This window comes from Alcanivorax sp. VBW004, assembly GCF_009718865.1.
In the GTDB taxonomy this organism is placed as follows: domain Bacteria; phylum Pseudomonadota; class Gammaproteobacteria; order Pseudomonadales; family Alcanivoracaceae; genus Alcanivorax.
Genome location: NZ_WNHC01000001.1, coordinates 522,881 through 547,691, shown reverse-complemented (window position 1 = coordinate 547,691; position 24,811 = coordinate 522,881). Strand labels below are relative to the sequence as shown.

18 protein-coding genes are annotated in these 24,811 nt (G+C 60.6%); 11 read left to right on the top strand and 7 right to left on the bottom strand.

All coding sequences use genetic code 11. The features are described 5' to 3' along the window. The first annotated feature begins 6 nt into the window (after positions 1 to 6). Positions 7 to 918, top strand: coding sequence for a YihY/virulence factor BrkB family protein (locus F1529_RS02535; RefSeq protein ID WP_007150093.1), 912 nt, complete (start codon positions 7 to 9; stop codon positions 916 to 918). A gap of 18 nt (positions 919 to 936) precedes the next feature. On the opposite strand, the gene F1529_RS02530 is transcribed toward F1529_RS02535, so the two are convergent. Both F1529_RS02530 and F1529_RS17755 read right to left on the bottom strand, forming a co-directional pair. After that, positions 937 to 2,298 (bottom strand): TrkH family potassium uptake protein, encoded by a 1,362-nt coding sequence (locus tag F1529_RS02530; protein ID WP_155131885.1) that lies wholly within the window; start codon positions 2,296 to 2,298, stop codon positions 937 to 939. After that, entirely contained in the window at positions 2,295 to 2,945 is a 651-nt protein-coding gene (locus tag F1529_RS17755) for a TrkA family potassium uptake protein (RefSeq protein WP_007150526.1), read from the bottom strand. The genes F1529_RS02530 and F1529_RS17755 overlap by 4 nt, the downstream gene beginning before the upstream one ends. Before the next feature lie 186 nt (positions 2,946 to 3,131). Here F1529_RS17755 and F1529_RS02520 point away from each other — a divergent pair, with 186 nt between their 5' ends. Then, the gene (locus tag F1529_RS02520; protein WP_155131882.1) at positions 3,132 to 4,325 is read left to right on the top strand and encodes a lytic murein transglycosylase; all 1,194 of its coding nucleotides are present in this window, start codon (positions 3,132 to 3,134) and stop codon (positions 4,323 to 4,325) included. A gap of 149 nt (positions 4,326 to 4,474) precedes the next feature. Here F1529_RS02520 and F1529_RS02515 read toward each other — a convergent pair whose 3' ends face one another. Further along, on the bottom strand, positions 4,475 to 5,866 hold the full coding sequence (locus F1529_RS02515) for a PLP-dependent aminotransferase family protein (protein ID WP_155131879.1): 1,392 nt from the start codon (positions 5,864 to 5,866) through the stop codon (positions 4,475 to 4,477). A 176-nt stretch (positions 5,867 to 6,042) separates the two neighbouring features. On the opposite strand from F1529_RS02515, the gene F1529_RS02510 reads away from it, so the two are divergent. The 4 genes from F1529_RS02510 (at position 6,043) to F1529_RS02495 (ending at position 11,211) form a co-directional block, all read left to right on the top strand. Beyond that, positions 6,043 to 6,744, top strand: a complete 702-nt coding sequence (locus tag F1529_RS02510) for a DJ-1/PfpI family protein (protein ID WP_155131876.1) — start codon at positions 6,043 to 6,045, stop codon at positions 6,742 to 6,744. A gap of 163 nt (positions 6,745 to 6,907) precedes the next feature. Continuing rightward, the gene (locus F1529_RS02505; RefSeq protein ID WP_155131873.1) at positions 6,908 to 7,345 is read left to right on the top strand and encodes a carboxymuconolactone decarboxylase family protein; all 438 of its coding nucleotides are present in this window, start codon (positions 6,908 to 6,910) and stop codon (positions 7,343 to 7,345) included. A gap of 61 nt (positions 7,346 to 7,406) precedes the next feature. Beyond that, positions 7,407 to 8,528: a PQQ-dependent sugar dehydrogenase gene (locus F1529_RS02500; protein ID WP_155131870.1), complete on the top strand. Its 1,122-nt coding sequence runs from the start codon at positions 7,407 to 7,409 to the stop codon at positions 8,526 to 8,528. A gap of 712 nt (positions 8,529 to 9,240) precedes the next feature. Next, a complete protein-coding gene (locus F1529_RS02495; protein WP_155131867.1) occupies positions 9,241 to 11,211 on the top strand; it encodes a CocE/NonD family hydrolase in 1,971 nt (656 codons plus the stop codon). A 41-nt stretch (positions 11,212 to 11,252) separates the two neighbouring features. On the opposite strand, the gene F1529_RS02490 is transcribed toward F1529_RS02495, so the two are convergent. Then, complete coding sequence (locus F1529_RS02490) at positions 11,253 to 11,603, bottom strand: VOC family protein (protein WP_155131864.1); 351 nt, start codon at positions 11,601 to 11,603, stop codon at positions 11,253 to 11,255. 169 nt (positions 11,604 to 11,772) lie between these two features. Between F1529_RS02490 and F1529_RS02485 the strand changes: the two genes are divergently transcribed. Then, positions 11,773 to 12,972 carry an MFS transporter gene (locus tag F1529_RS02485; RefSeq protein WP_155131861.1) on the top strand — a complete coding sequence of 400 codons (1,200 nt, stop codon included), beginning with the start codon at positions 11,773 to 11,775 and terminating at the stop codon, positions 12,970 to 12,972. On the opposite strand, the gene F1529_RS02480 is transcribed toward F1529_RS02485, so the two are convergent. The 3 genes from F1529_RS02480 to ompR all read right to left on the bottom strand — a co-directional run bounded on the left by F1529_RS02480 (position 12,966) and on the right by ompR (position 16,517). Beyond that, complete coding sequence (locus tag F1529_RS02480; protein WP_155131858.1) at positions 12,966 to 13,571, bottom strand: outer membrane beta-barrel protein; 606 nt, start codon at positions 13,569 to 13,571, stop codon at positions 12,966 to 12,968. The two genes, F1529_RS02485 and F1529_RS02480, sit on opposite strands and share 7 nt — an antisense overlap. A gap of 842 nt (positions 13,572 to 14,413) precedes the next feature. Beyond that, positions 14,414 to 15,733 (bottom strand): ATP-binding protein, encoded by a 1,320-nt coding sequence (locus tag F1529_RS02475; RefSeq protein WP_007150769.1) that lies wholly within the window; start codon positions 15,731 to 15,733, stop codon positions 14,414 to 14,416. Positions 15,734 to 15,806: 73 nt separating this feature from the next. Beyond that, positions 15,807 to 16,517: a two-component system response regulator OmpR gene (gene ompR / locus F1529_RS02470; RefSeq protein ID WP_007150894.1), complete on the bottom strand. Its 711-nt coding sequence runs from the start codon at positions 16,515 to 16,517 to the stop codon at positions 15,807 to 15,809. A gap of 181 nt (positions 16,518 to 16,698) precedes the next feature. Here ompR and F1529_RS02465 point away from each other — a divergent pair, with 181 nt between their 5' ends. The 4 genes from F1529_RS02465 to F1529_RS02450 all read left to right on the top strand — a co-directional run bounded on the left by F1529_RS02465 (position 16,699) and on the right by F1529_RS02450 (position 24,716). Then, positions 16,699 to 18,054 carry an HlyD family secretion protein gene (locus F1529_RS02465; RefSeq protein ID WP_155131855.1) on the top strand — a complete coding sequence of 452 codons (1,356 nt, stop codon included), beginning with the start codon at positions 16,699 to 16,701 and terminating at the stop codon, positions 18,052 to 18,054. Beyond that, positions 18,047 to 21,658, top strand: a complete 3,612-nt coding sequence (locus tag F1529_RS02460) for an efflux RND transporter permease subunit (protein ID WP_370456935.1) — start codon at positions 18,047 to 18,049, stop codon at positions 21,656 to 21,658. Before F1529_RS02465 ends, F1529_RS02460 begins: the two co-directional genes overlap by 8 nt. A 137-nt stretch (positions 21,659 to 21,795) precedes the next feature. Beyond that, positions 21,796 to 22,158: a PleD family two-component system response regulator gene (locus F1529_RS02455; protein WP_007150289.1), complete on the top strand. Its 363-nt coding sequence runs from the start codon at positions 21,796 to 21,798 to the stop codon at positions 22,156 to 22,158. A 182-nt stretch (positions 22,159 to 22,340) separates the two neighbouring features. After that, positions 22,341 to 24,716 (top strand): Tex family protein, encoded by a 2,376-nt coding sequence (locus F1529_RS02450; RefSeq protein ID WP_155131852.1) that lies wholly within the window; start codon positions 22,341 to 22,343, stop codon positions 24,714 to 24,716. The last annotated feature ends 95 nt before the right edge of the window (positions 24,717 to 24,811 follow it).

The window sequence follows — 24,811 nt, the reverse complement described above, 5'->3', positions numbered from 1 at the left end:
ATGACAATGAAAGCGATCGCACTCTACTGGTTCGGCATTTTCAAAAACACGGTGCGCCTGTGGCTGGAGGGCAACGCCGTCAGCTACGCCGGCTCGCTGGCTTTCTTCACCCTGTTCTCTCTTGCCCCGGTGATTATCCTGGCGGTCAAAGTCATCTCCCTGGTGATGACCAGTGACGCCGCCATGACCGAAATTCTCGGCCAGCTGGAAGCCACCATCGGCCCGGAAGCGGCCAACGAAGTCCGAAACGCCATCGCCAATACCCAAGCACCCAGCCAGGGCCTGCTCGCCGGCATGCTCAGCCTGCTGGTCATGATCATTGGCGCCACCACCGTGTTTGCCCAGATGCAGCGCTCCATGAATGCCATCTGGGAGGTGATGCCGCGCCCTTCACGCAACACCATCGCCGCCCTGATCAAAAGCCGGTTGCTGTCGCTGACGGTGGTGATTTCGCTGGGTTTTGTATTGCTGGTCTCGCTGCTGCTGAACGTGGTGGTCCAGGCAATCATCGTCTATGCGGAAAGCTGGCTACCCATTCACGGCGCAGTGGTAGTGGTCGTTGAGATGAGCGTCTCCCTGCTGGTGATCGGCCTGCTGTTCGGCACCATGTTCCGGGTGTTGCCCGATGTGGTACTGAACTGGAAAGCCGTTATGCCTGCAGCACTGGTCACCGCGATCCTGTTTTCTGTCGGCCGCGCACTGATCGGCCTGTACCTGGCCCATACAGCCACGGCGTCCACCTACGGCGCCGCCGGGTCCCTGGTGGTGTTGCTGATGTGGGTGTACTACTCGTCCATGATCCTGCTGTTCGGCGCCGCCTTCACCCGCGCTCACTGCGAAGCACGGGGCCTGAAGATTCTGGCCCGCAGCACAGCTATTCGCGTGAAGCGCCAGCAGATCGACCTCCCCGCGCAATAAGCCATTCTTCGTTATCAATTAACCGATATAAACCTCGCCTTCCGGATAACGCACCACCGGTTGGCGCGGACGGGTCAGCAGGAATGACAGCGTCAACGGGCCGATCCGGCCCACAAACATGACCAGCATGATCACCCACTGCCCCGCTGACGACAGCTCACCGGTAATGCCCCGCGATAACCCCACGGTGCCAAACGCCGACACCACTTCGAACGTGAGATCCTCAAAGCCCAACCGGGCATCGGTGACCGACAGTGCCATCAACGCCACAAACACCACCCCGCAGGCAATAAAGGTAATCGCCAGGGATTTGTACACCAGCGTTGAAGAAATCTGCCGGCCGAAGATCACCGGCAGGGGCCGCCCACGCAGGAAAGCCCGCGTTGCCAGCAGCAACACCATAAAGGTGGTTACCTTGATACCACTACCGGTGGAATTGGTGCCCGCACCGATAAACATCAGCAGCAGATAAAACAGGCTAGTCGGCAGCGACAAAGCGCTCATGTCCACCACATTGAACCCGGCAGTACGCGGCGTCACCGCATGAAACCAGGACGCCGCCAATTTGTCGCTGACACTCATATCACCCAGGGTGCCGGGGTTATTCCACTCCGCCAGCATGAAGAACAACAACGTGGCCGCCAACAACACCCCGGTGCCCACCAGCATCAACTTGCTGTGCAGGGACAACCCGCGCCAGCGCCAGCCTTTTCCGAAATCCGCCAGCACCGTAAAGCCCAGCCCGCCCACGATGATCATGGTGGTAATGATCAGCACAATGCCCCAGTGCCCACCCCAGCCGGTGAGGCTGTCGGCACTGAGCGCAAAGCCCGCGTTATTGAATGCCGACACCGCATAGAACAGGCTGTGAAACGTGCCCTGCCCCCAACCCAGCGCGGGCACCCAGACACACATCAATAGCGCCATACCCACCGCCTGCACCACCACTACCACCACCAGGATCCGGCGAATCAGCCAGGCGATATCACTGACCCGACTGTAGTTCATGCAATCACGAATCAACTGCTGCTCACCGATACCCAGCCGATGCCCAATGGCCAGCAAGGTGGCCGCCGCAAAGGTCATGATGCCAATGCCGCCGGCCTCAATCAGTAGCAGCAACACCCACTGGCCGAACAGGGTGAACTGGCTGCCCACATCCACCACCGACAGGCCCGTCACCGTCACCGCAGAGGTAGCCGTGAACATGGCCTGCAACCAGCTGATTGGCGAATGGGTAGCGATAGGCAACTTGAGCAGCAACGCGCCCAATACGATTAAAAAGAAAAAACTGCCGGCCAGCGCCACTGGCGGAGACACCAGCGGCTTGTGGATATGGGGGCGGGAAACACCAAAACGGCGTGCGAACCAGGGCCTCATTGCGCTTTGGAAAACCGCAGCAAGTCATGCAGCGTGCCCATCAGCACCAACTGGTCTTTCTCTTGCAATTCCAGCCCTTCAAACGGCGCTTGCCACACCTGGGTGCCGCGCTTGACCAGCGCCAGGCGCAGCTCTTCATCCTTCAGCGGCAGCTCGGATGCGGTCATCCCGGCAAAGCGTTTATCCACCTTCACCTCTACCACCAGCCAATCGTTACCCAGGGAAATATAGTCGAGCATTTCCGGGTGCACGATGGTCTGGGCAACGCGGATGCCCATTTCATGCTCCGGGTGAATAATCCGGTTGGCCCCCAATCGCGACAGGATCCGGTGATGGGGTTCACTGATCGCCTTGACCCATACCTGTTCCACCTCCGCACTTTTCAGCGCCAGGGTAGTCAGAATGCTGGCTTCCAGATTTTCACCAATGGCGACTACCACCGCATCAAAGGCTGGCAAATCCAGCTCGGCCACCACCTTGTCACTGGTGCCGTCGGCAATCAGGGTTTGCGACAGTTTGTCGGCGTAATACTCCACCCGCTCACCATCGATATCCACGCCCATGACATCGTGCCCCAGGCGCGTCAATTCCTGCGCAATGGTGGAACCAAAACTGCCCAAACCGATCACAGCATACTGGTGCTTCACAGGCCCTCCTTGCTTGAAGCAATGGCAATAGCAAAAGTCTGCACCTTTTATTTGCCGCTGTCATCGCGGCAATCCGGGCAACCGTAAAGACAGATTTTTTCTGTTTTTTTGTTGTTATGTGCCGCACCCCGACAACAACAGCGTTATGCTCTGTGTCGCCTTATTCCGTTTGATGGTGGAGACCCCATGCCCTCGATTCGCGCCGCCCTGTTTGCCAGTGCCACCCTGCTCGCCAGCCATGCCAGTTATGCCCTGGACAACGCCGAGTTTGAACAATGCATGGCCCAATTACGGGCCCAGGCCGATGAGGCCGGCATCCCGGCCCAGGTGATCAGCCGCAGCCTGAATACCGTCAAACTGAACCAGCGGGTGATCGAACTGGATCGCAGCCAGCCGGAATTCACCAGCAGCTTCGCGGACTATTACACCCGCCGGGTCAGCGAAACGCGTATCGAAACCGGCCGTAAAAAGTACCGCGAACAACAACCCCTGCTACAGGCACTCACCCGCGAATACGGCATCCCCGGCCATTACCTGGTCGCTTTCTGGGGGCTGGAAACCAATTACGGCGGCTTTCTGGGCAGCATCCCGGTACTGGATGCACTCAGCACCCTGGCGTGCGAAGGCCGTCGGGGCGATTACTTTTCCGGCGAGCTGATGAACGCTTTGCGCATCATTCAGTCCGGCGATGTGGAAGCCAGCCAGATGGAAGGTTCCTGGGCCGGCGCCATGGGCCAGACCCAATTCATGCCCGCCATTTTTCTCAAGTACGCGATCGATCACGATGGTGACGGCCGCCGCAATCTGTGGAAAAGCGAAGACGACGCTCTCGCCTCCGCGGCCAATTTCCTGCAAGGGCTGGGCTGGCAACGGGAACAGCGCTGGGGAAGGGAAGTCACGCTGCCTGACAATTTCGATTTCCAGCTAACCGGTTTCGCCCATCAGCGCAGCCTCAGTGACTGGGCCAAGCTGGGTGTGCGCATGCCCAATGGTCAGCCCCTGCCCCAGGCAGACATGGAAGCGGCACTGGTGGTCCCGTCCGGCCATAACGGCCCGGCCTTTCTCGCCTACCAGAATTTCCGCGTGATCATGGGCTGGAACCGGTCAGAATCCTACGCCATTGCGGTGGGCCGGCTGGCGGACCGCATTGCCGGCGGCGGCGCCCTTCACCAGGCGCCCGTTCCTGCCCCCAAACTGAATCGCGAGCAGGTCACCCGGCTTCAGCAGACGCTGAATCAACAGGGCCATGATGCGGGCGCAGAAGACGGCCTGCTCGGACCCAGCACCCGCCAGGCCCTGGCCCGTTACCAGCAGGCCAATGGTATGGTGGCGGACGGTTTCCCGGATCAGGAAGTGCTCACCCATATCGGCGTTCTTTAACCGGTCAGCTCTGCCACAGAAGCGGCACAGCGAAGACGTCGCCGACGGCGAAACAACCGCAGTCGCGAAAAGCGAGTTTCGAAAGGCAAAACCTGAAAGAGCGGAAATGTCAGGTTTTCGTAACGCGAAACTCGGACCTCGAAACGGTTTTATCGGGCCAGTGCCCCGGCCAGGGCACTGACCCCATCCTCGATGGTGTCGTCCGGCAGGGCACCGAACCCCAGCAGCACGCCCGGCACCGCCGGTTCCGCCATATATAAACTCTCCAGCGACATGGCGGTAACGCCCTCTCTGATCAAGGCGTCAGCCAAGTCCCTCACCGGCGGCGTGCGCACCGCAATATGCAACCCGGCCATCTGCGGCAGAACCGTCAGCGCCGATTGCCCCCGCAATGCAGCAAGCAGTTTTTCACGGCGTGATGCGTAGCGGCGCTGCATCCGCTTCAAGTGACGGGCAAAGTCACCCTGCTCGATCAGATAGCCCAGCGCACGCTGGGTCAGGTCGTTACTGCTCGAGTCGGTCAGCGACTTGGCCTGCAACAACGCAGCCTGCAAACCGCCCGGCATCACTATGTACCCCATACGAAAACTGGCATGGAGCACTTTTGAAAAGCTGCCCAGATACGCCACCTGCTGATGATGATCCAACCGCTTGAGCGCCTCCAGTGGTCGCCCTTCAAAACGAAACTCGCCGTCGTAGTCATCTTCCACTATCAACATCTCGGTAGCACGGGCCCGCTCCAGCAATGCCAAACGCCGGGAAAGGCTCATCGGCATGCCCAACGGAAACTGGTGCGATGGAGTCACATAGACCAGGCGTGCCTGATCTGGAATGCGATCAACACACAGCCCCTCCTCATCCACCGGCACAGGTATCACTTTTGCCCCAACCGCCTCGAACACTGCCCGGGCAGGAGGATAGCCCGGCTCTTCCATTGCCACGCAATCCCCGGGAGCCAGGCGCACCCGCGCCAACAAATCCAGTCCCTGCTGGGCGCCTTGCGTAATCAGTAATTGATCCGCGCTGCATGGCAGCCCACGGCTGTAGCCCAGATAATCGACCAACCCCAGGCGCAGACGCAGGTCCCCCTGCACCTCGCCATAAAGCAAAGTCTCCGCCTGCTGATCCCGTACCGCCCGGTTCAGACAGCGCCGCCACGCCTGCCACGGTAGCTGTTCCCGCTCGGTCACCCCACCCGCAAAATTAAAACGCCGAGCGGGCGCGCTCCCCCACACCGGATGCATCACCCAGTGGGGTCCAGGGCTCACGCCTGCCGGCAATATCGCCACCGCTTCACTGGCAGGCAAACGGGCAACAAAGGTACCGCTACCCGGCCGCGCGCAAAGAAAGCCTTCCGCGATCAGCCGTTCATACGCCACCACCACCAGTTGCCGCGACAACGCCAGTTCACGGGCCAATACCCGGCTTGGCGGCATCCGCTCCCCCACCTGCAAGCGGCCATCCTGCATAGCCTGGCGTAGCTCACGGTAAAGCTGAGCCTGCAACGGCCCTTCGCCATTCAGCACCAGATGCAGCTGCAAATTGGTCTCCTTAATAATAGAAAACTGGTCCTTTTTACCAAACCATATGGCGGTAGATTAGCATCAGGATGAACACGACTCATCGACTTTGCGCTACGGCCTCGCCCGTTAAGCCATCGTGCCATCATCAATATTGACGAATGCGAATGAACTGTTTCCATCAAAAGGCAAACCCAATGAATAGCAAAAAGCGGATAGTGAGAATCACGATACTGATTGTCGTGGCGCTGTATTCATTACCCTCCATTGCCGCAGACCAGCGAATTGGGATTCTGGTTTATGACAAGGTGCTAACGAGTGATGTCACGGCACCAGCGGAAGTGTTTGGTGTCGCGACGAGAAAGTCGTGGTTTTCAAACTATGAGGTACTTTTGATTGGCGTAGATAAAGACACAACCGTTGTGACTACCGAGGAAGGGATACGCTTGACGGTCGACAACACCATTTACGACAGCCCCAAACTGGATGCACTGATCGTAACCAGCTCCTATGTTATGGACTCGCTGTTTAAAAACGCTGATCTAACAACATTTCTTACCGAACAGGCAAAAACCGCGTCATGGCTGGCCAGCAATTGCTCCGGGGCTTTTTTGTACGCCCACGCAGGCTTGCTTGATGGCTACACCGCTACCACCTGGGCTGGTGGCGAACCCCAGTTACAGCGAGAGTTCCCCAGGATCAATGTGATCGAAGACCGCAATGTCGTCGTTGACCGCAACAGGATATCCAGCAACGGAGGCGTCCCATCCTACCAGGGCGCGCTAGTCTTGCTGGCTCAAATGAGCAGCAAGAGAAAGGCCAGGGAAGTCTTTGAAACCATCCAGTTGAACCGCCTGATTCCGTGGACCGACATAACCCAATATTTACCTGAAGAGTAAGCCTGTCTTGTGGCGGGACCCGGTCAGCGAATTGCAGCGTGTTTGCCTCCCAGCACATCGTGTGCCAGAAACACGTCTCCCGCCGCCACGGCTTTACGACGGCACAGAGCACATGACGCCGACCGTTCCCGAGTCGGAACACTGACAAAAGGACTGCATCATCATGAAAGCCCGATTCAATTACTACACCGCCTCACCGGACACCATGAAAGCCATGTTCAACACCCAGGCGGCCATCGACGCCACCGGGCTGGACAAGCGACTGATTGCCCTGGTGGAACTGCGGGCTTCGCAGATCAACGGCTGTGCCTTTTGCATGCACATGCACGCCGCCCAGGCACGCAAACTGGGGGAGGACAACGCACGCATTGATACTGTCGCTGGCTGGCGGGATACCGACTGGTTCAGTGAGCGGGAGCAGGCTGCGCTGGGCTGGACAGAATACCTGACCCGCCTCAGCCAGGGCGGCGATGGCGACGCCGCCTATGAAGCTCTGGCGGAACACTTCAGCGAGAAAGAACGCAGTGACCTGAGCTACGTCATCGGCGTTATCAATATGTGGAACCGTTTCAGCGTTGGCTTCCAGACGCACCCGGAGTAAACGGTTTTATCTGCCACAGCCCCATGGCATGCTTCGAATCATATTCGATTCGGAGCCTGCCATGCGTCCTGCCATTACCGCCATGCTGTCCAGCCTTGCCCTCATCGCCTGCGCGGACACCACCGCCACCCTGGAGCCACAAACCAACGACAGCATCACCGCTACCGAGATCACCGATGGCCTGCATCATCCCTGGTCACTGGCGTTTGTCTCAGACAACGAATGGCTGATTACGGAACGGCGCGGCACACTGCGACGGGTTGTGGATGGCGAACTGCAAGACACCAATGTGGATGGCGTACCGGACGTCGTGGCCTCCGGCCAGGGCGGGCTGTTTGATGTGCTGCCCCACCCAAACTTCGCCGAGAACCAGCGCCTGTACCTGAGCTATGCCCAACCCTGCGGCGACGAGGGCGGCACCACTGCGGTGGGCTACGGCACCTATGAAGCCGGCAGCCTGAACGACTTCCAGACGGTGTATGTGGCAGAGAAATCCTGCACCAATACCGCCAAACATTTTGGTGGCCGCATCCTGTTCGATAATGACGGCTACCTGTTCCTGACCATTGGCGACCGCGGGCAACGCGAGCGCGCCCAGAATACCCAGGATCCAGCCGGCAGCGTTCTGCGTCTGCACGACGATGGCCGCATCCCGGAAGACAATCCGTTGGTGGGCCAGGCCGACCAGGCCAGCGAGATCTGGAGCTGGGGCCACCGCAATCCCCAGGGCCTGGCCCTGCATCCACAAACCGGCAAACCCTGGTTGAACGAACACGGGCCCCGCGGGGGCGATGAGATCAATGCGGTAAAACCCGGCGTCAATTATGGCTGGCCGGTGATTACCTATGGGCGGGAATATTACGGCCCCAGCATTGGCGACACCGAGAAAAAAGGCTATGCCCAGCCCTTGCTACACTGGACCCCTTCCATCGCGCCCGCCGGCATGGCCTTCATTACCAGCGACCGTTACCCCGACTGGCAAGGCCACACGGCAAACGGTGCACTCAAATTGCAGCATCTAAACATGGTGGCGTTTGACGGGCAGCAGCCAGTCAGCGAAACCCGGCTGCTGAGTGATCGTAAACAGCGCATTCGCGACGTTCGCCAGGGGCCAGACGGTTACCTGTACCTGCTCACCGACAGCAACAATGGTCAGCTGCTGAAACTGAACCCGGCAGAGTAGTAACGAAGCGCTGATTAGCGCGACCGTCTCGTATTTCACCGCAGGATGCCTGGCCCTCAAAGCAACACCGCCTGGTGGCCAGGGCCTGTTAACACTACCGAGATGACACCTGTTGAGCCCCAAAAGCCGTCAATCTAGGCATGAGGAGTGATGTTTGGTGGCTCCAAATGAGTGACGAATAACGACGAGTGACGGCTTTTGGGGCTCAACCCGAAGGGCTGGTCCCTTTTTCCGCCCAGCAGCGCCATCCGCTGTTTATGTAGAATGACTACACGGCACACCGACTGACACCACTGGACGAAAAAACGCATCCAGCAGGCGTTATCTCGGTAGTGTTAACAGGCCCTAGTGTGTCTCACGAACCAAGACTTCAGTGACCACAACGCCACCAGCTCTTCGGCTCAGAGCCTCACACCCGGGGGAACCGGGGTCCGGCTTTCCCAACAGCAAACTGCCCAGGCAAAACGCAAACCCCAATCACCCCAAACCACTGAGCTACGCCGCACCCGGTGACTCCGCCATCAGTCCTGCCACCACAAACGTCTCCGACCAGAGACAGATTACAGTCCGTCACAAAAGCCCCAGCATCTTTCACGCTTGGGCACCAAGGTACCCACAGATTTGCACTGCCATCCCGCCTACGCTGATACACCTATAAAAAAATGTCTCGCTCCATGGCGAGCCGCCACCATAACAACACAGGGACCGCACCATGCCCGCTTCATCCTCAGCGCGCCTGAATGGCCGCACTCTGATCGTCATTCTCCTTGGCCTGGTACTGCAACTGACCGCCTGCGGCGGAGGTAGCGGCAGCGCCCCGACCGTTGCCAATGCACCCAACAGCCCCAACGCCAACACGGGCGGCGACAGCGGTGACGATACCGATAACGATGCTGGCGAGGAGGAAAGCACACCGGTGAATCTGGCCTGGAGCGAGCCCTACCAGCGCGACGAGGAATACCCGAACACCGTCAACCTGCCCCAGAAGCTGATCACCATGCGCGACGGCATTCGTCTGGCCGCCACCGTCACCCTGCCAGCGGACGAAAACGGCAATGCCATCGACGGCCCGTTCCCGGTGATTGCGACCTTTACCGGTTACAACCAGGCGCTCGGCGCCATCGGTGCCGCCGACCCGGCGCTGGTGAAAAGAGGGTACGCCTACATCATTGTGGATCTGCGCGGCACCGGGGCAGCGGAAGGCAGCTGGCAGGCATTCAGCCAGATTGACCAGGACGATATCGGTGAGTTGCTGGAGTACATCAAGGTGCAGCCCTGGAGCAACGGCAGCATCGGCATGAACGGCGCGTCTTATATGGGCATCACCGGCCTGCTGGCCGGTGCCCAGGAAGACCCGGCGGTGAAAGCCATTTTTGCCATCGTGCCCATGGGCGATGCCTACCGGGATATCGTCTTCACTGGCGGGCAGATCAACGCAGGCTTTATTCCCCTGTGGGTCACCCTGGTCACCGGGCTGGGCATCATCCCCACCCCCGCCGGGCTGGATAACGGCGAACCGGGCTATTACCTGACCACCCTGCTGCAACATTTGCAGGGCGCCCTCACCGAGTTTCAGGTACCGGTGGTGGCCGGTGCGCTGATTGGCGATGAAAACAAATACGACACCGAATTCTGGCGCATCCGCTCACCGCTGGAACAGATCGACAAGATCACCGCGCCGACCTTTGTGGTGGGCGGGTTGAATGATATTTTCCAGCGCGGCGAGCCACTGATTTATGAAGGCCTGAAAGACCACACCACCGCCAAGCTGCTGATCGGCCCCTGGGAACATCTGGACGGCTCCTCCGGGGCCGGCCTGCCCGCCGATGGCGTGCCGGCCCTGGGCCCCATCCGCTTGGCCTGGTTCGACCAGTACCTGAAAGGCATGGACACCGGCGCTGGGGATTTCCCGCCGGTGACGCAGTACTACACCGGCGAAGAACGTTTCGTCACCGCCGCCGATTGGCCACACCCGGACGCGCAAGCGGAAACCTTTTACCTCCATGGCCAGCCCGGCGCCCCCTTGTTCGGCAGTATTTCCCACAGCGCTCCAACCACCAGCAAACAGACCAGCCTGCTGCAGACGCCGGTCAATGGCCTGTGTTCCGCCAGCGCCAGCCAGTGGACTGCAGGTGTGCTCGGCCTGATCCTGCCGCCCTGCTCGGCACAGGACAACGTGGCCAATCTGCTGGAAGCGGTGTACACCAGCGAACCGCTGGAAGAAGACATGGCCATCAACGGCCCGATCACCGGGCAGATCTGGGCGTCCACCACTGCCCTGGATACCAATGTCACCGTGCGCGTCAGCGTGGTGGGCGACAACGGCATTGCCCGGCCACTAACCCACGGCATTCAGATGGCGTCCATGAGTGCCTTTGATGCCAGCCGCTCCCGTTTTATGAACGGCAAACTGATCCAGCCCTGGCATCCGTTTAGCGCAGAATCAAAACGGACGATCACCCCGCTGACCGCCTTCCGCGCCGATGTGGAAGTGTTCCCCACCAGCGCCCTGATCAAGGCCGGGGAAAAGCTGCGCATCAGCGTGGGCACCAGTGACCTGCCCCATGGCCTGAGCCCGATCCCCGACCTGCTCACCAGCCTGCTGGGCGCCATGACCATCTACAGCGCCCCGGCCATGCCATCGCGGGTGAACATTCCGCTGGTGCCAACCAGCGCCCTGTGACGCCATACCGCCTCTCCACCCTGCTCGGGCAAGAGGGGCGGTTATTGATGCTGCAAAATATTCAACAGTCGATCGAACGGGTCACGTACATAGAAGCGTCGCACGCCCCAGGGCTCATTCACCGGCCCGTATTCCACCGGCACCCCCGCCTGCTGCATCCGCTTCAATGCCTCGTCCAGATCATCCACTTCAATGGACAGGTCCGGTACCGCTGTGCCTGAACCACCCTGGGAGCCAAAACTCAGCTGCACCGTCATGGTTTCTGCCGAGCCATAGGTCTGGAACCAGCCATGATCCATAATCCGGTCCAGGCCGAGAAGGTCGCCATAGAAGGCCTGCGCCTTGCCCAGATCGCCCGTGGCCACATTGGCCATGATGCGTGTCACTTTCATCGTTTCTCCTTCATTATTTCTTTATTCTTGCGCATTGTTCCTGCTGGCGTTTTCTTGCCTGCTCCGGGCACTAAACCATTTTTCGCATGCTAGAATGAACCCTGTTCAATATCGACAGTCTCACCCCATCCGTCACAGACCTGCCCGCTGCCTTCATCCAGGAACCTTTATGTCCTCCGACTCCAGTCGCTTGCTTCGCCTTTCCCTCGCTCTGGCCCTCGGCGGCTTTGGTATTGGCAGCGGCGAGTTCGTCATTATGGGGCTGATGCAGCGCGTGGCCACCGACCTGCAAGTACCGGTTCCGGATGTGGGCTATGCCATCAGCAGTTATGCGCTGGGGGTCGTGGTCGGTGCGCCGCTGATTTCCGCTCTCGCCGCCCGGGTGCCCCGGCGAGGATTGTTGATCGCCCTGATGCTGGTGTTTGCCGTGGGCAACATGACCAGCGCCCTGGCCACGGATTTCTGGACCTTCGTGGGCCTGCGCTTTCTCGCCGGGCTGCCCCATGGCGCCTACTTTGGTGTCGCCGCCCTGGTGGCGGCCTCCGCCGTGCCGTATCACATGCGTGCTCGCGCCGTCGCCCGGGTGATGAGCGGGCTGACCATTGCCATCGTGGTCGGCGCGCCCCTGGCCACCTGGGCGGGCAATCTGTTCGGCTGGGAAGTGGCCTTTATCGGGGTGGGCGTGATTGCCCTGTGCACCGCCCTGTTGATCCGCCTGTGGGTACCCGCCCAGCCGCCGGACCCGAACGCCAGCCCGCGTCGCGAATTGTCCGCGCTGGTCAAACAGCGGGTGCTGTTCACCCTGGGGGTCGCCAGCATCGGTTTCGGCGGTATGTTCTCCGTCTTCAGCTATGTGATGCCCACCCTCACCGAGCAATCCGGCATGGCGGAAAGCTGGGGCCCCATGGTGCTGATGATCTTCGGCATCGGCACCATCATCGGTAACTTTGCCGGTGCCCGCGCAGCAGACGGCAACTTGCTGCGTGCCATACCGCGCATCCTGATCTGGTGTGCGCTGATTCAGGCCGGCTTTTACTTTGCCGCCGACTGGCCCTTGCCCGCCATCCTCTTCGTGGGGCTGGTAGGCACCAGCATGGCGCTGGGCCCGGCATTGCAGACCCGACTGATGGATGTGGCGGAAGACGCCCAGACCATGGCGGCCTCCATGAACCATGCCGCCTTCAACCTGGCCAACGCGCTGGGCGCCTGGCTGGCCGGCGTCACCATCAAGATGGGCGCACAATGGTCCGCCACCGGCCTGGTGGGGGCCGCGCTGGCTATCGGCGGATTACTGATTTTCCTGGCCGGCCGCAGCCTGGAAAAACGTCACGCCGCCGCCGGCCTGGCCACGCAATCTGACGCTCAATAACGGAAAAGATAGCCCACGTTAACGGTGGTCAGGTCATTGTCGTCATCATCCAGCTGCAGCCATTCCACTGTCAGGGCATTGCGTTCGTTCAATTTGATCGACGCCCCCATGCCGTAGGAGGGATCGCTGGCAACGTCCTCTTCGGTATCGCCGCCGGCCACGGTGACCTCGCGCTTCACCGAGGAGTGCCCAAGCAGCACATAGGGGGACAGCGGCAAACGGTAGCTCAGCCCCATTTTCAGATAGCCCCCCACCAGCCATTGCGGGTCCACGCTGACCCGGGCCGTATCCAGCCCGCCCTCATCATCGCTGACGCCATAGCCCAGCCGGGCCTCCAGCGCGAGCAGCGTATTGTACTGCCAGCCCCACACCGCCTGAACGCTGCGCGGTTGCGCATCATCGCCGGCAGAAATCTGCTGATCGAGCAGGTTGTACTGCACCCCCACATACCCGGGCAATAACGGATCATCCTTGGCAGACACCGGCCCACTGATCACACAGGCCAAGGCGACGAGTCCCGCCGCCACCGAATAAGAATACTTCCCCTGTTGTTTCATCATCGCTCCCTTAATGCCTTCAATGGCCCGCCAGCAAATCATATTCCTTTCCGAGAATAACGGGCGGCTCCGTTTCCTCAACAAGAAAGTAACACCTACAGGAAAAGAAACGAAAAAAGGGCCGCACAGGCGTGCGGCCCAAAACCTCTTATGGCACACGGGCCACAACAGGCTATCGGCATTCACAACACAAACATCAACCGGCTACAGTCAACCTGTGCGCGAATCAGCGAGTCGGGTTTGACAGGAAATAACATTCATCGTGGCGGCCGCCACGCTGCGAGGGTATTCATAAGGCTCTCTCCCAAGTCCATTTGGTGTTCGCTCCGTTGCTTGCGTTTTTTTCTTGCTTATTAGTTCCTGCTTATTGCGCCTGCTTCTTTGTCCCATTCGCCTGTTCACACTGTGTTCTTCGAACAGGTTGGCAGTGGCATCAACAAGATATTATTGCAACAGGATTCAATTTTTTATCGCTACTATAGGCTGTCTGTTGTTCGTTCTTTTCCAGTTACCCATGCCAGTAACTGCGTACCAGGGAACCTCTGAATAACTCTTTGCATGCTCAGCGTGAGCCTGAAGCGTGCAGCTGTTGAGTCTTGTCTCGATGGTCAGGGTGGCTCCCTTTCCGAGAGGCAAGGCGCAGCAGATGTGCGCTTCAGGCCGCGCCCTTCGGGTCTTCCAGGCTGGCCCGCACTCGTTGTTGCGCTTTTTCGATGGATGGACATACACCTTCAAAAACGCGCCTAGATTGCGAACCAGCCTGAAAGACTGAGTACGCAAAGAGTTATTCAGAGGTTCCCTAGAATGCACCGACCCTTGCGCCGCAAACTTTGCGCCAGCGCACATTCCGGGCCACAGAATGTGGTTTTTTGTTACCGCTGGATTTATCTCACACCGGCGGACAAGGGTTCGGGTTGCACGAATTTACCGGTTACCGGAAAACGCACCTCCACCAGCAGTCCACCATGGGGGTGATTGGCCAGCTGAATATCACCGTGGTGCATGTCCACAATCCGCTTCACGATGGCCAGCCCCAAACCACTGCCACTGAGAGTGCGCGCCTTTTCCCCCCGGGAAAACGGCTGCAGCAGCAACGGAATATCCTCTTCACGCACACCGCGACCGTGATCACGCACCGTCAACACGACCTTGTTTTCCGCCACCGCGGTGCGCACCTCCACCGGTGAGGCACCGTACTTCAGGGCATTGCCCACCAGGTTGGCCAGCATCCGTTTTACCGTCAGCCGTTTGAGCATAAGCCGGGGCAGGTCTTCCAGCTCGAACCGTAATTGCTCCGCCGGGTACTTGCCGGCCACTTCCTGAATCAGGTCATTGAGGTTTTCAAAATCCGGCTGCTCATCCGCACCATCACGGATAAAGGAAATAAATTGATCGAGGATCGCATCCATATCCTCAATGTCTTCGATAATGCCTTTTGCCAGCTCTTCGTCCTGCATGAATTCCGCCGACAGGCGCAAACGTGTCAGCGGGGTTCGCAAATCATGGGACACCCCGGCCAGCAGCAACGCCCGATCTCGCTGGGCATGCTGCAAGTCACTGGTCATCCGGTTAAAGGCGGCATTCACTGCCTGAATTTCCTCCGGGCCGATGGTGGTATCCAGCACCGGCACCGCCTCTCCACGCCCCACTTTCAAGGCCACTTTGGCCAGCCGTCGCAACGGCAAGTTCAGCCCCCGGGCAATCAGCAAGCCGCCGATGATGGCCAGCAAAGGCACGGTCACCCCCCAGCCCAACAACAGGTAGCGATCGTAATCCCGGAAGAACGCCATGGGCACCCGCACCCACTGCTCACCAAACGACGGCGCATTCACCCACAGAACCGGTTGGCGGTTGTCTTCCAGACGCACCGTCACCGGCTCTTCCAGCATGCCTTCCAGTTCTTCCTGAAAACGGCCCACCACCGGACGCGACAGCAGCATGGTGCCATCGTGAAGTTTCTCTGGAATCGCCACCGTAATACCGGTGGCATTACCCAGCCGGTCAGCCAGATCCGCATCCGCGGCCGCCCGCGAATCATCAAACGCCAGCTCTGCTTGCAATACCGTCAAGCGGGCATATTCACGGATACCGGGCAGGTAGGCATTACGGGCAAAGAACCACAGGGTCAGCGCCTGGCTGATCCCAATCACCAGGCCCACCACAATGGCGGAGCGAACAAAGGCTGTGCGGGGATAGAGTGTCATCAAGGCAGCTTACACGCTGCATGCCTCACGCAACACGCGCGTGGTGCGTGAAGCGTGGTACATGCTGCGTCTCTTAATCAGGCACAAACACATACCCCACACCCCAGACCGTCTGGATGTAGCGGGGTTTGGAGGGGTCGTCTTCCAGCAGGCGGCGCAGGCGCGAGACCTGCACGTCGATGGAGCGCTCCATGGCCGACCATTCGCGGCCCCGGGCCAGGCTCATCAGCTTGTCACGGGTAAGCGGCTCGCGGGGGTTCTGCAGCAATGCCTTGAGCACGGCGAATTCGCCCGTGGTCAGGCTTTGCGGGTCGCCGTCGCGGGTCAGGGTGCGGTTGGCCAGATCCAGAATCCAGGGGCCAAACGTCACCGACCCTTCTTCCTTGCTGGGCGCCCCGGGCAGCTCGCGCACATGGCGGCGCAGCACCGCGCGGATACGGGCATCCAGTTCCTTGGGGTTGAACGGCTTGGGCAAGTAGTCATCGGCGCCGGCATCCAGGCCTTCAATGCGCTCGGCATCATCGCCCTTTGCGGTGAGCATGATGATCGGCATAACGTTCTCGGCCTCACGCAGGCGACGGCAGATCGACAGGCCATCTTCCCCCGGCAGCATTAGATCCAGCACCATCAGGGAATACAGCTCGCGGGACAGGGCACGGTCCATCTGCTCCGCATCGCCCACCGCCTTTACGGTATAGCCAGCTTCTTCCAGAAACCGTTGCAGCAGGCTACGCAGTCGCGCATCGTCATCCACGACCAGAATCTTGTCTTGTTGTTCGCTCACGGCACCTCCGAAGGTTTACTGGTCCCTGATTTACGCGTTGTGGTCCGAACGTGCAAGAAAATGGCACGAAGAGATTGTATAAAAACATTGCCAGCGTTGAAGATAGAGGGTGCCAATAGGCACTACCACAAGAAAACGCTAGAGTATCTGGCTGAGAATCATTATCGATAAAGGACTTCCCTTGCGAGACCGCCTGAAACACATCCCCCCCGTGGCCCGCGTTATTCTGGGCACGGTGCTGGCGATCATCCTGCTTGCCACATTCAAACCGTCCGCGCCCACCCGAGACATCGTGGACAACCATGCCCGGGTGCGGTTCGTGCTGGCCGACCCGCAGGCGCGCTCGCCGCAAATCCAACTGTTCGGCCGGGTGCAATCCCCCCGGGCGGCGGGCCTGACCGCCGTGGTCACCGCCAACGTGGACAGCATCCCGGTACGGGCCGGCAACCGGGTTAGCGAAGGCCAATTACTGATCCAGCTGGACGACACCGAAGCCGCCCTGGCCCGCGACCGCGCCAAAGCCACCCGCGACGAAGCCGCCGCCCAGCTGGAAACCACCCGCCTGCGCTACCAGAGCGACAAGAAAAACCTGGCGCTGGAAAAGAAACTGGCGCAGTTGTCCGCCGATAATCTGGAGCGTATCCAGTCCCTGCGGGAACGCAAACTGGTGGCCCAGACCCAGCTGGACGAAGCCGAAGAAGCCCAGGCCCGGGCCGACCTGTCTCTCAGCCAGCGGCAACTCAGTGTCAGTGATTTCCGTAACGAGCTGGCGCGCATGGAAGCCCGCCTGGCCAGCGCCGAGGCGCAGCTGGAGCAAGCGAAGATCGACCTGGCTCGCACCACCGTGAACGCCCCATTCGACGGCACCATTACCCAGGTGAGCGTAGCCCCGGGCGAGCGGGTGCGTCCCGGCGAACCGCTGATCGACCTGTTTGCTGACACCGAACTGGAAGTACGCGCCCAGATTCCCGACCGTTATCTGCCTGCCGTACGCCAAGGCTTGATCGCCGGCGACCTGGCCGCCAGCACCCAGCTGGAAGGCCACACCCTGCCGCTGAAACTGAAACGGCTGGCCGGCGATGCCGCCGATGCCCGTGGCGGTATCGATGGCCTGTTCGCGTTCAGCCATGACAGCGTGAAAGGCTCGCCCACCGCGGCCCTGGGCCGCCCGCTGACTATCACCCTGACACTGCCCGCCCAGCCACAACTGCTGGCGCTGCCGGCCACCGCCCTGCATGGTCTCAACCGGCTCTATCGCATCGACGCCGAGGACCATTTGCAACGGGTTGACGCTCACATCGTCGGCGAAGCCATCGACGGCGACCAGTCCTTGCTACTATTGCGCGCCGACAGCCTGACCGGTGGTGAACGCATCATGACCACCCAGCTGCCCCAGGCCATCGTCGGCCTGCCCGTGGACCCGCAACCGGTGCCCGGCAGCAACGCGGACACCGGCACTGAAACGGAGAGCAAAACGGAAAACGCCACCCCGGAAACAAACCCCCACGCGGATAACCAGGGCGGTGACAGTGAGTGAGTCGCGGGGCCTGATCGCCAGTTTTACCGAGCACAAGGTTGCCTCCAACCTGCTGATGATCCTGATGATCATGCTCGGGGTGTTGGGCCTGACCCGCCTGAACACCCAGCTGTTCCCGGATTTTGACTTCGAATACGTCACCGTCACCATCCCCTGGCGCGGCGCCAGCCCGGAAGACGTGCAGCGCTCCATCACCATTCCCGTCGAGCAGGCACTGAAAACCCTGCCCAACACCCGCAAGTTGATTGCCCGCTCCCAGCAGGGCGCCAGCGCCATCTTTATTGAACTGGAAGACGGCAGTGACCTGGGCCTGGCCCTGGATGAAGTGCGCCAGCGCATCGACTCGATCCGCAACCTGCCCCAGGACGCAGAGCGGCCAGTGATTCAGAAAATTACCCGCTATTCGCTGGTCACCTCGATTCTGGTATCCACGGAAAATGGCAGCCGGGAAGAGCTGCGCCCCCTGGTGCGGGAAATGGAGGATGAGCTGCTGGCGCTGGGGGTCGGCAAAGTGGAGTTCATTGGCCTGCCGGAAGAGGAAATGGCCATTCAGGTGCCCAGCAGCACCCTGCATGATCTGGGCATGACCCTGGGACAAATCGGCGACAAGGTACGCAGCTTCAGCCAGGACACCCCCGCCGGCACCGTGGGGCGCGACGACGCCGCCAAGCAACTGCGGGCGCTGGGCCAGCGCCGTGACGAAAAGGCCTTTGCCGAGCTCCCCCTGATTACCACCGCCGACGGCCAGCAGCTAAGCCTGGGCGATGTGGCCATCATCGAACGGCGGGCACGGGATGACCAGGCCACGCTCACCTTCGAAGGCAAACCCGCCATCGAACTACAGGTGATGCGCGGCGAAGATGACGACATGCTCGACCTGGCCGAAAAGGTTCGTACCTGGGGAGGCGAATACGCACATTCGCTGCCCAATGGCGTCAAAATGACGTTCTATTTCGAGGCCTGGAAGCACGTACAGGAGCGTATTTCCACCCTGCTCTGGAATGGCATTTCCGGCCTGGTGCTGGTGATCCTGACCCTCTATTTTTTCCTCAATGCGCGAGTCGCCTGGTGGGTCACCGTGGGGATTCCCGTGTCCTTCATGGCCACCCTCGGCATCCTCTGGGCGTTTGGCGGCACCATCAACATGATCAGCCTGTTCGGCCTGATTCTGGCCCTGGGGCTGATCGTGGACGACGCCATCGTGGTGGGCGAAGACACCCTCACCCACCTGCAACAGGGCGAATCCGCCCAGCGTGCAGCCCTGGGCGGGGCCCGGCGCATGTTCTGGCCGGTGGTGGCATCATCCACCACCACCATCGCCGCCTTCCTGCCACTGGGAATGATGGGCGGCGCCATGGGCAAAATATCTTTCGATATTCCCTTCGTGATGATCTGCGTGATTCTCGCCTCACTGCTGGAATGCTTCCTGGTGATGCCCGGCCATCTGCACCACAGCTTCCGCGGCATCGAGGTCAAGGCCAGCGGCCTGCGCGAACGCATCGACATCGGCTTCAACCGCTTCCGGGATGAGCGCTTCCGGCCTTTGGTGGAATGGTCCATTAGCCACCGCAAGCTGGTAAGTGTCTCCGCCGTCTGTGCCTTCGTTATTGCCCTGTCGCTGGTATCCACCGGCTGGCTCAAATTCACCTTCTTCCCGCCGGTAGATGGTGACCAACTGCGCGCCGTGGCGGAATTCTCCTCCGGCACCGACAAGCAACAGGTGGACGACTTCCTCGCCGAGCTGGAACGCACTCTGGAAGAGACCAACGAGGAACTGGGCGGGCATCTGGTCCATACCATTATCAGCCATCACGGCGCCGCCGCCGGCTTCCCCAACATCGGCGGCCGCCAGGACAAGTTCGGTGATGAATACGGCACCCTGGTGGTCGAGGTCTACACCGGCTCGGACCGGGACATCTCCAACGACGAACTGATTGATGCCTGGCGCGAAAGACTGGCCATGCCCGCGGGGCTGGATCAGCTGACCATCTCCCAGGCCGAAGCCGGCCCCCCGGGCAAACCCATCGAGGTGAAACTCACCGGCAGTGACGCCGCTACCCTGAAAGCCGCCTCACTGGCGTTGCAGGAACGTCTTGAGCAGTTCACCGGCGTCAGCAACGTGGACGATGATCTTCCTTACGGCAAGGAACAGCTCACATTCGAGCTCACCGCTCAGGGTCGCGCCCTGGGGTTGACCCTCAGCGAAGTGGCCAGCCAGCTACGGGGCGCCTTCGACGGCAGTCTGGCGCAGCTCTACAACGAGGAAGACGAAGAAGTGGAAGTGCGGGTGATGCTGCCAGACAGCGAGCGCCGCCGCTTCAGCGCCCTCGAGCGCCTGCCCATCATCACCAATCAGGGCGAAGCCATTCCGCTACGCGACGTGGTCACGTTTGACGCCCGCAAGGGCGTGGACCTGCTGCGCCGGGTCGACGGCGAATTGGCCGCCACCGTGTACGCCGACCTGGATCCCGAACAGGGCAACGCCAACGAGATCATCGCCACCCTTAACGAAGGCATCCTGCCGGAACTGAAAAGCCGCTACGGCATCGGCGTGGGCTACGAGGGCAAGCTCCAGGAACAGGCGGAAAACCTGCGGGACCTGGCCACCGGCGCCCTGCTCGGGCTGGCGATTATCTATATCGTGCTGGCCTGGGTATTCAGCTCCTACTCCTGGCCAATAGCGATCATGGTGGCGATATTCTTCGGCCTCACCGGCGCAGTGATCGGGCATATCTTCACGGCCCCGTTCGGCATCAAGTTCTCCATGTTCTCGGCCATGGGCCTGTTCGGCCTGTCCGGGATTATCGTCAACGACTCCATCGTGTTGGTGAGTTTCTATCAACAGCTGGTCGCCGAAGGCATGGAACGCTTCCAGGCAATCACCGAAGCCTGTGTGCGCCGCCTGCGTGCCGTGCTGCTGACCTCGATCACCACGGTAGCCGGCCTCACGCCGATCCTGTTCGAAAGCTCACTGCAGGCCCAGTTCCTCAAGCCCATGGCCGTGAGCCTGGTGTTCGGCCTGCTGTTCGGCACCGGGCTGATCCTGCTGGTAGTGCCCGCCATGCTGATGCTGATCGAGGAACAGCGCGACCGCTTCCATGGACTCGGCCGCAACCTGGCGCCGCACAACTGGGGCACACTGCTGCAGCGCGTCTGGCGCTTTGATCCCGTCCACCACCGTCAGCAACCCGGTCCCCAAGGCCTGGGCGGCAATCTGTGGTGGGCCATGCTGCTCGGCCCCTTCCTGCTACTGAACGTGTTCGGCAACCTGCCCCTGCTCAAGGCAGCCGCCAGCGAAGACGCCAGCCTGCTGCTGCTCGCCCCCGCCGGGCTACTCTGGCTGCTGATGCTGGGGCTGGGGCTGGCCTTTTTGTGGTGCCTGTTCCGCCGCCGGCAGCTGGCACTGGCCTTGGCACCGCGCTGGCTCCTGCTGACCGGGGTCGGCAGCCTTGTCATTGCCGCGCTGGCACCGCTGGCCGGGCATCACGGCGACCTGCTGGCCAACAGTTTCTGGGCACTGGCCCGCTGGACGCTGGTCACCGCCCTGATTGTGTTGCCCATTCTACTCTGGGGGCGGCGCAGCACCCACACGTTTACCCGGTAAGCTGCCCCATTGCGGCACCCATGTGCCACAATTCGACAGCTTACCTTTTAAGCCGTCGCTGGTATGATTCGCGATTGGATCGAGACACATATAAAAAAACAGCCGCCTGGGATCAATAGCGGCTTGAGGAGAGCAACATGGCCAAAATTCTTGTGGTGGACGATTCCCCGACCCAGCTGACCAATCTGGTTAAGATTGTCCAGGGTCAGGGCCATGATGTCGTCACCGCCACCAACGGCATGGAAGGGATAGAAAAAGCCCGTCAGGAACAGCCCGACCTGATCCTGATGGATGTGGTGATGCCGGAACTGAATGGCTTCCAGGCCACTCGCAAGATCACCCGCGACCCTGCCACAGAAAGCATTCCGGTGATTCTGGTCACCACCAAGGACCAGGAAACCGACAAGGTCTGGGGCGAACGCCAGGGCGCTTTCGGCTATGTGGTGAAACCGCCGGTGGAATCGGAACTGGTCGCCAAGATCAATGAAGCGCTGGGCTGAGTCGTCGTCCGCGGCCTGTCGTGCGCGGTAACCGAACGTCCATGACCTGCGCCACAGCCACAGCCGCTTTTACAAGTCAATCTATCAACGACCGGATTCATTCCCTATGATTCCGGTCGTTTTGTATTTGAAGAACGCTTGCCGGCAATACGCCCGCAGGCCGCACGCCGTCAGGACATATCATGCGTAGTATCGAACAGATTATTGCCGAAGAAATCGGTTGCCAGGAACGCCAGGTCAACGCCGCCGTCGCCCTGCTCGACGAAGGCTCCACCGTCCCCTTTATCGCCCGTTACCGTAAAGAAGTCACCGGCGGTCTGGACGACACCCAGTTGCGTAACCTGGAAGAACGGCTGCGTTATCTGCGCGAGATGGAAGAGCGCCGCGAGGCCATCCTGAAAAGCATCACCGAACAGGAAAAGCTCACCCCGGAACTGGAAAAGGCGATCAAGGCTGCCGACACCAAGACCCGGCTGGAAGATCTCTACCTGCCCTACAAGCCCAAGCGTCGCACCCGCGCCCAGATTGCCCGCGAAGCCGGTCTCGAGCCGCTGGCAGACAGCCTGATGAATGATCCCACCCAGGAGCCGGAAGCACTGGCCGCCGGCTACCTGAACGAGGAACACAAGATTGCCACCGCCAAGGACGCCCTGGACGGTGCCAAACAGATCCTCATGGAGCGCTTCGCCGAAGACGCCGAGCTGCTCACCCGCCTGCGCACCTTCCTCTGGGACAAGGGCCACATCCAGGCCAAAGTCGTCGACGGCAAGGAAAAAGACGGCACCAAGTTCAGCGACTATTTCGACCACAGCGAAACCCTTAAAAGCATCCCCAGCCACCGCGCCCTCGCCCTGTTCCGGGGCCGCAATGAAGGCATCCTGCATGTCTCCATGGTGCTGCCGGAAGAGCTGGAGAATGCCCAGCCGCATCCCTGTGAAGCCATGGTCACCGCCGTAGCGGACTGGCAGCACGCCGGCCGCGCCGCCGATGACTGGCTCAAGGAAGTGATGCGCTGGACCTGGAAGATCAAGCTCAATACCCATCTGGAAACCGAACTGCTGGGCCGGGTACGGGAAATGGGCGAAGAGGAAGCCATTCAGGTGTTTGCCCGTAACCTGAAAAGCCTGTTGATGGCCTCCCCCGCCGGCCCCAAGTGCACCATGGGTCTGGATCCGGGTCTGCGTACCGGGGTGAAAGTGGTGGTCGTGGATGCCACCGGCAAGCTGCTTGAGCACACCACCGTGTTCCCGCACCAGCCGAAAAAACAGTGGGACCAGTCCCTCAGCAAACTGGCTGCCCTGAGCAAACAGCATGGCGTGGAATTGATCGCCATCGGTAACGGCACCGCCAGCCGGGAAACCGACAAGCTGGCCGGCGAAGTGGTCAAGCTGCTGAAAGATCAGCCGATCCAGAAGATCATCGTTTCCGAAGCCGGCGCATCCGTGTACTCCGCCTCGGAAATGGCCGCCCGGGAATTCCCCGAGCTGGACGTATCGTTCCGGGGTGCGGTCTCCATTGCCCGCCGCCTGCAGGACCCGCTGGCCGAACTGGTGAAGATCGATCCGAAAGCCATCGGCGTGGGCCAGTACCAACACGACGTGAGCCAGGTAAAACTGTCCCGCTCACTGGATACCGTGGTGGAAGACTGTGTGAACTCCGTGGGCGTGGACGTGAACACCGCCAGCGCCCCGCTGCTGGCCCGCATTGCCGGGCTCAACAGCACCATCGCTGGCAACATCGTTACCTTCCGGGAGAAGAACGGTGCCTTTGCCAGCCGCGCCAACCTGAAACTGGTTCCGCGTCTGGGCGACAAGACCTTTGAACAGGCCGCCGGCTTCCTGCGCATCATGAACGGCGAGAACCCGCTGGACAGCTCCTCAGTGCACCCGGAAGCCTACCCGGTGGTGGAAAAAATCGCCGGCAAACATGGCCGCCCGTTGAAGGATCTGGTGGGTGATGTGCCCTTCCTGAAGAAGGTCAACGCCGCCGAATTCACCGACGACAACTTCGGCCTGCCCACCGTCACTGACATCCTCAGCGAGCTGGAAAAACCCGGCCGTGACCCGCGCCCGGAATTCAAGGCGGCGGCACTCAAGGAAGGGGTGGAAACCCTCAAGGATCTGAAACAAAGCATGATCCTGGAAGGCACCGTCACCAACGTGACCAACTTCGGCGCCTTCGTGGATATCGGCGTTCACCAGGATGGCCTGGTGCATGTCTCCGCGCTGGCCGACAAGTTCGTGGAAGACCCCCATCAGGTGGTCGCCCCCGGCGATATCGTCAAGGTAAAAGTGCTGGACGTGGATCTGGATCGCAAACGCATCAGCCTGACCATGCGCATGGACGACCAGCCCACCGAAAAAACCGGTGGCCAGCGCCCCACCAGCAACCGCGCCAATCAGGCCAATAAAGGCAATAACCAACGCCGCGGTGGCGGTGGTAACGGCGGCGGTCAGCGTGCCGGTGGTCAGCCCCAGGGCGGCGGCGGCACCTTCGCCGACCTGTTTGCCAAGGCCAAGGAAGAGAAGCAAAAGAAGGACAGCAAGAAGCGCTCCTGAGTGGAGTGACTTCTCAGCGTCATTCTATTGCCCCATGATTGTCGGAATTCCGTCACACCCGCGGCCAGCCCCACACCCGGGCGGCCGCACGACAG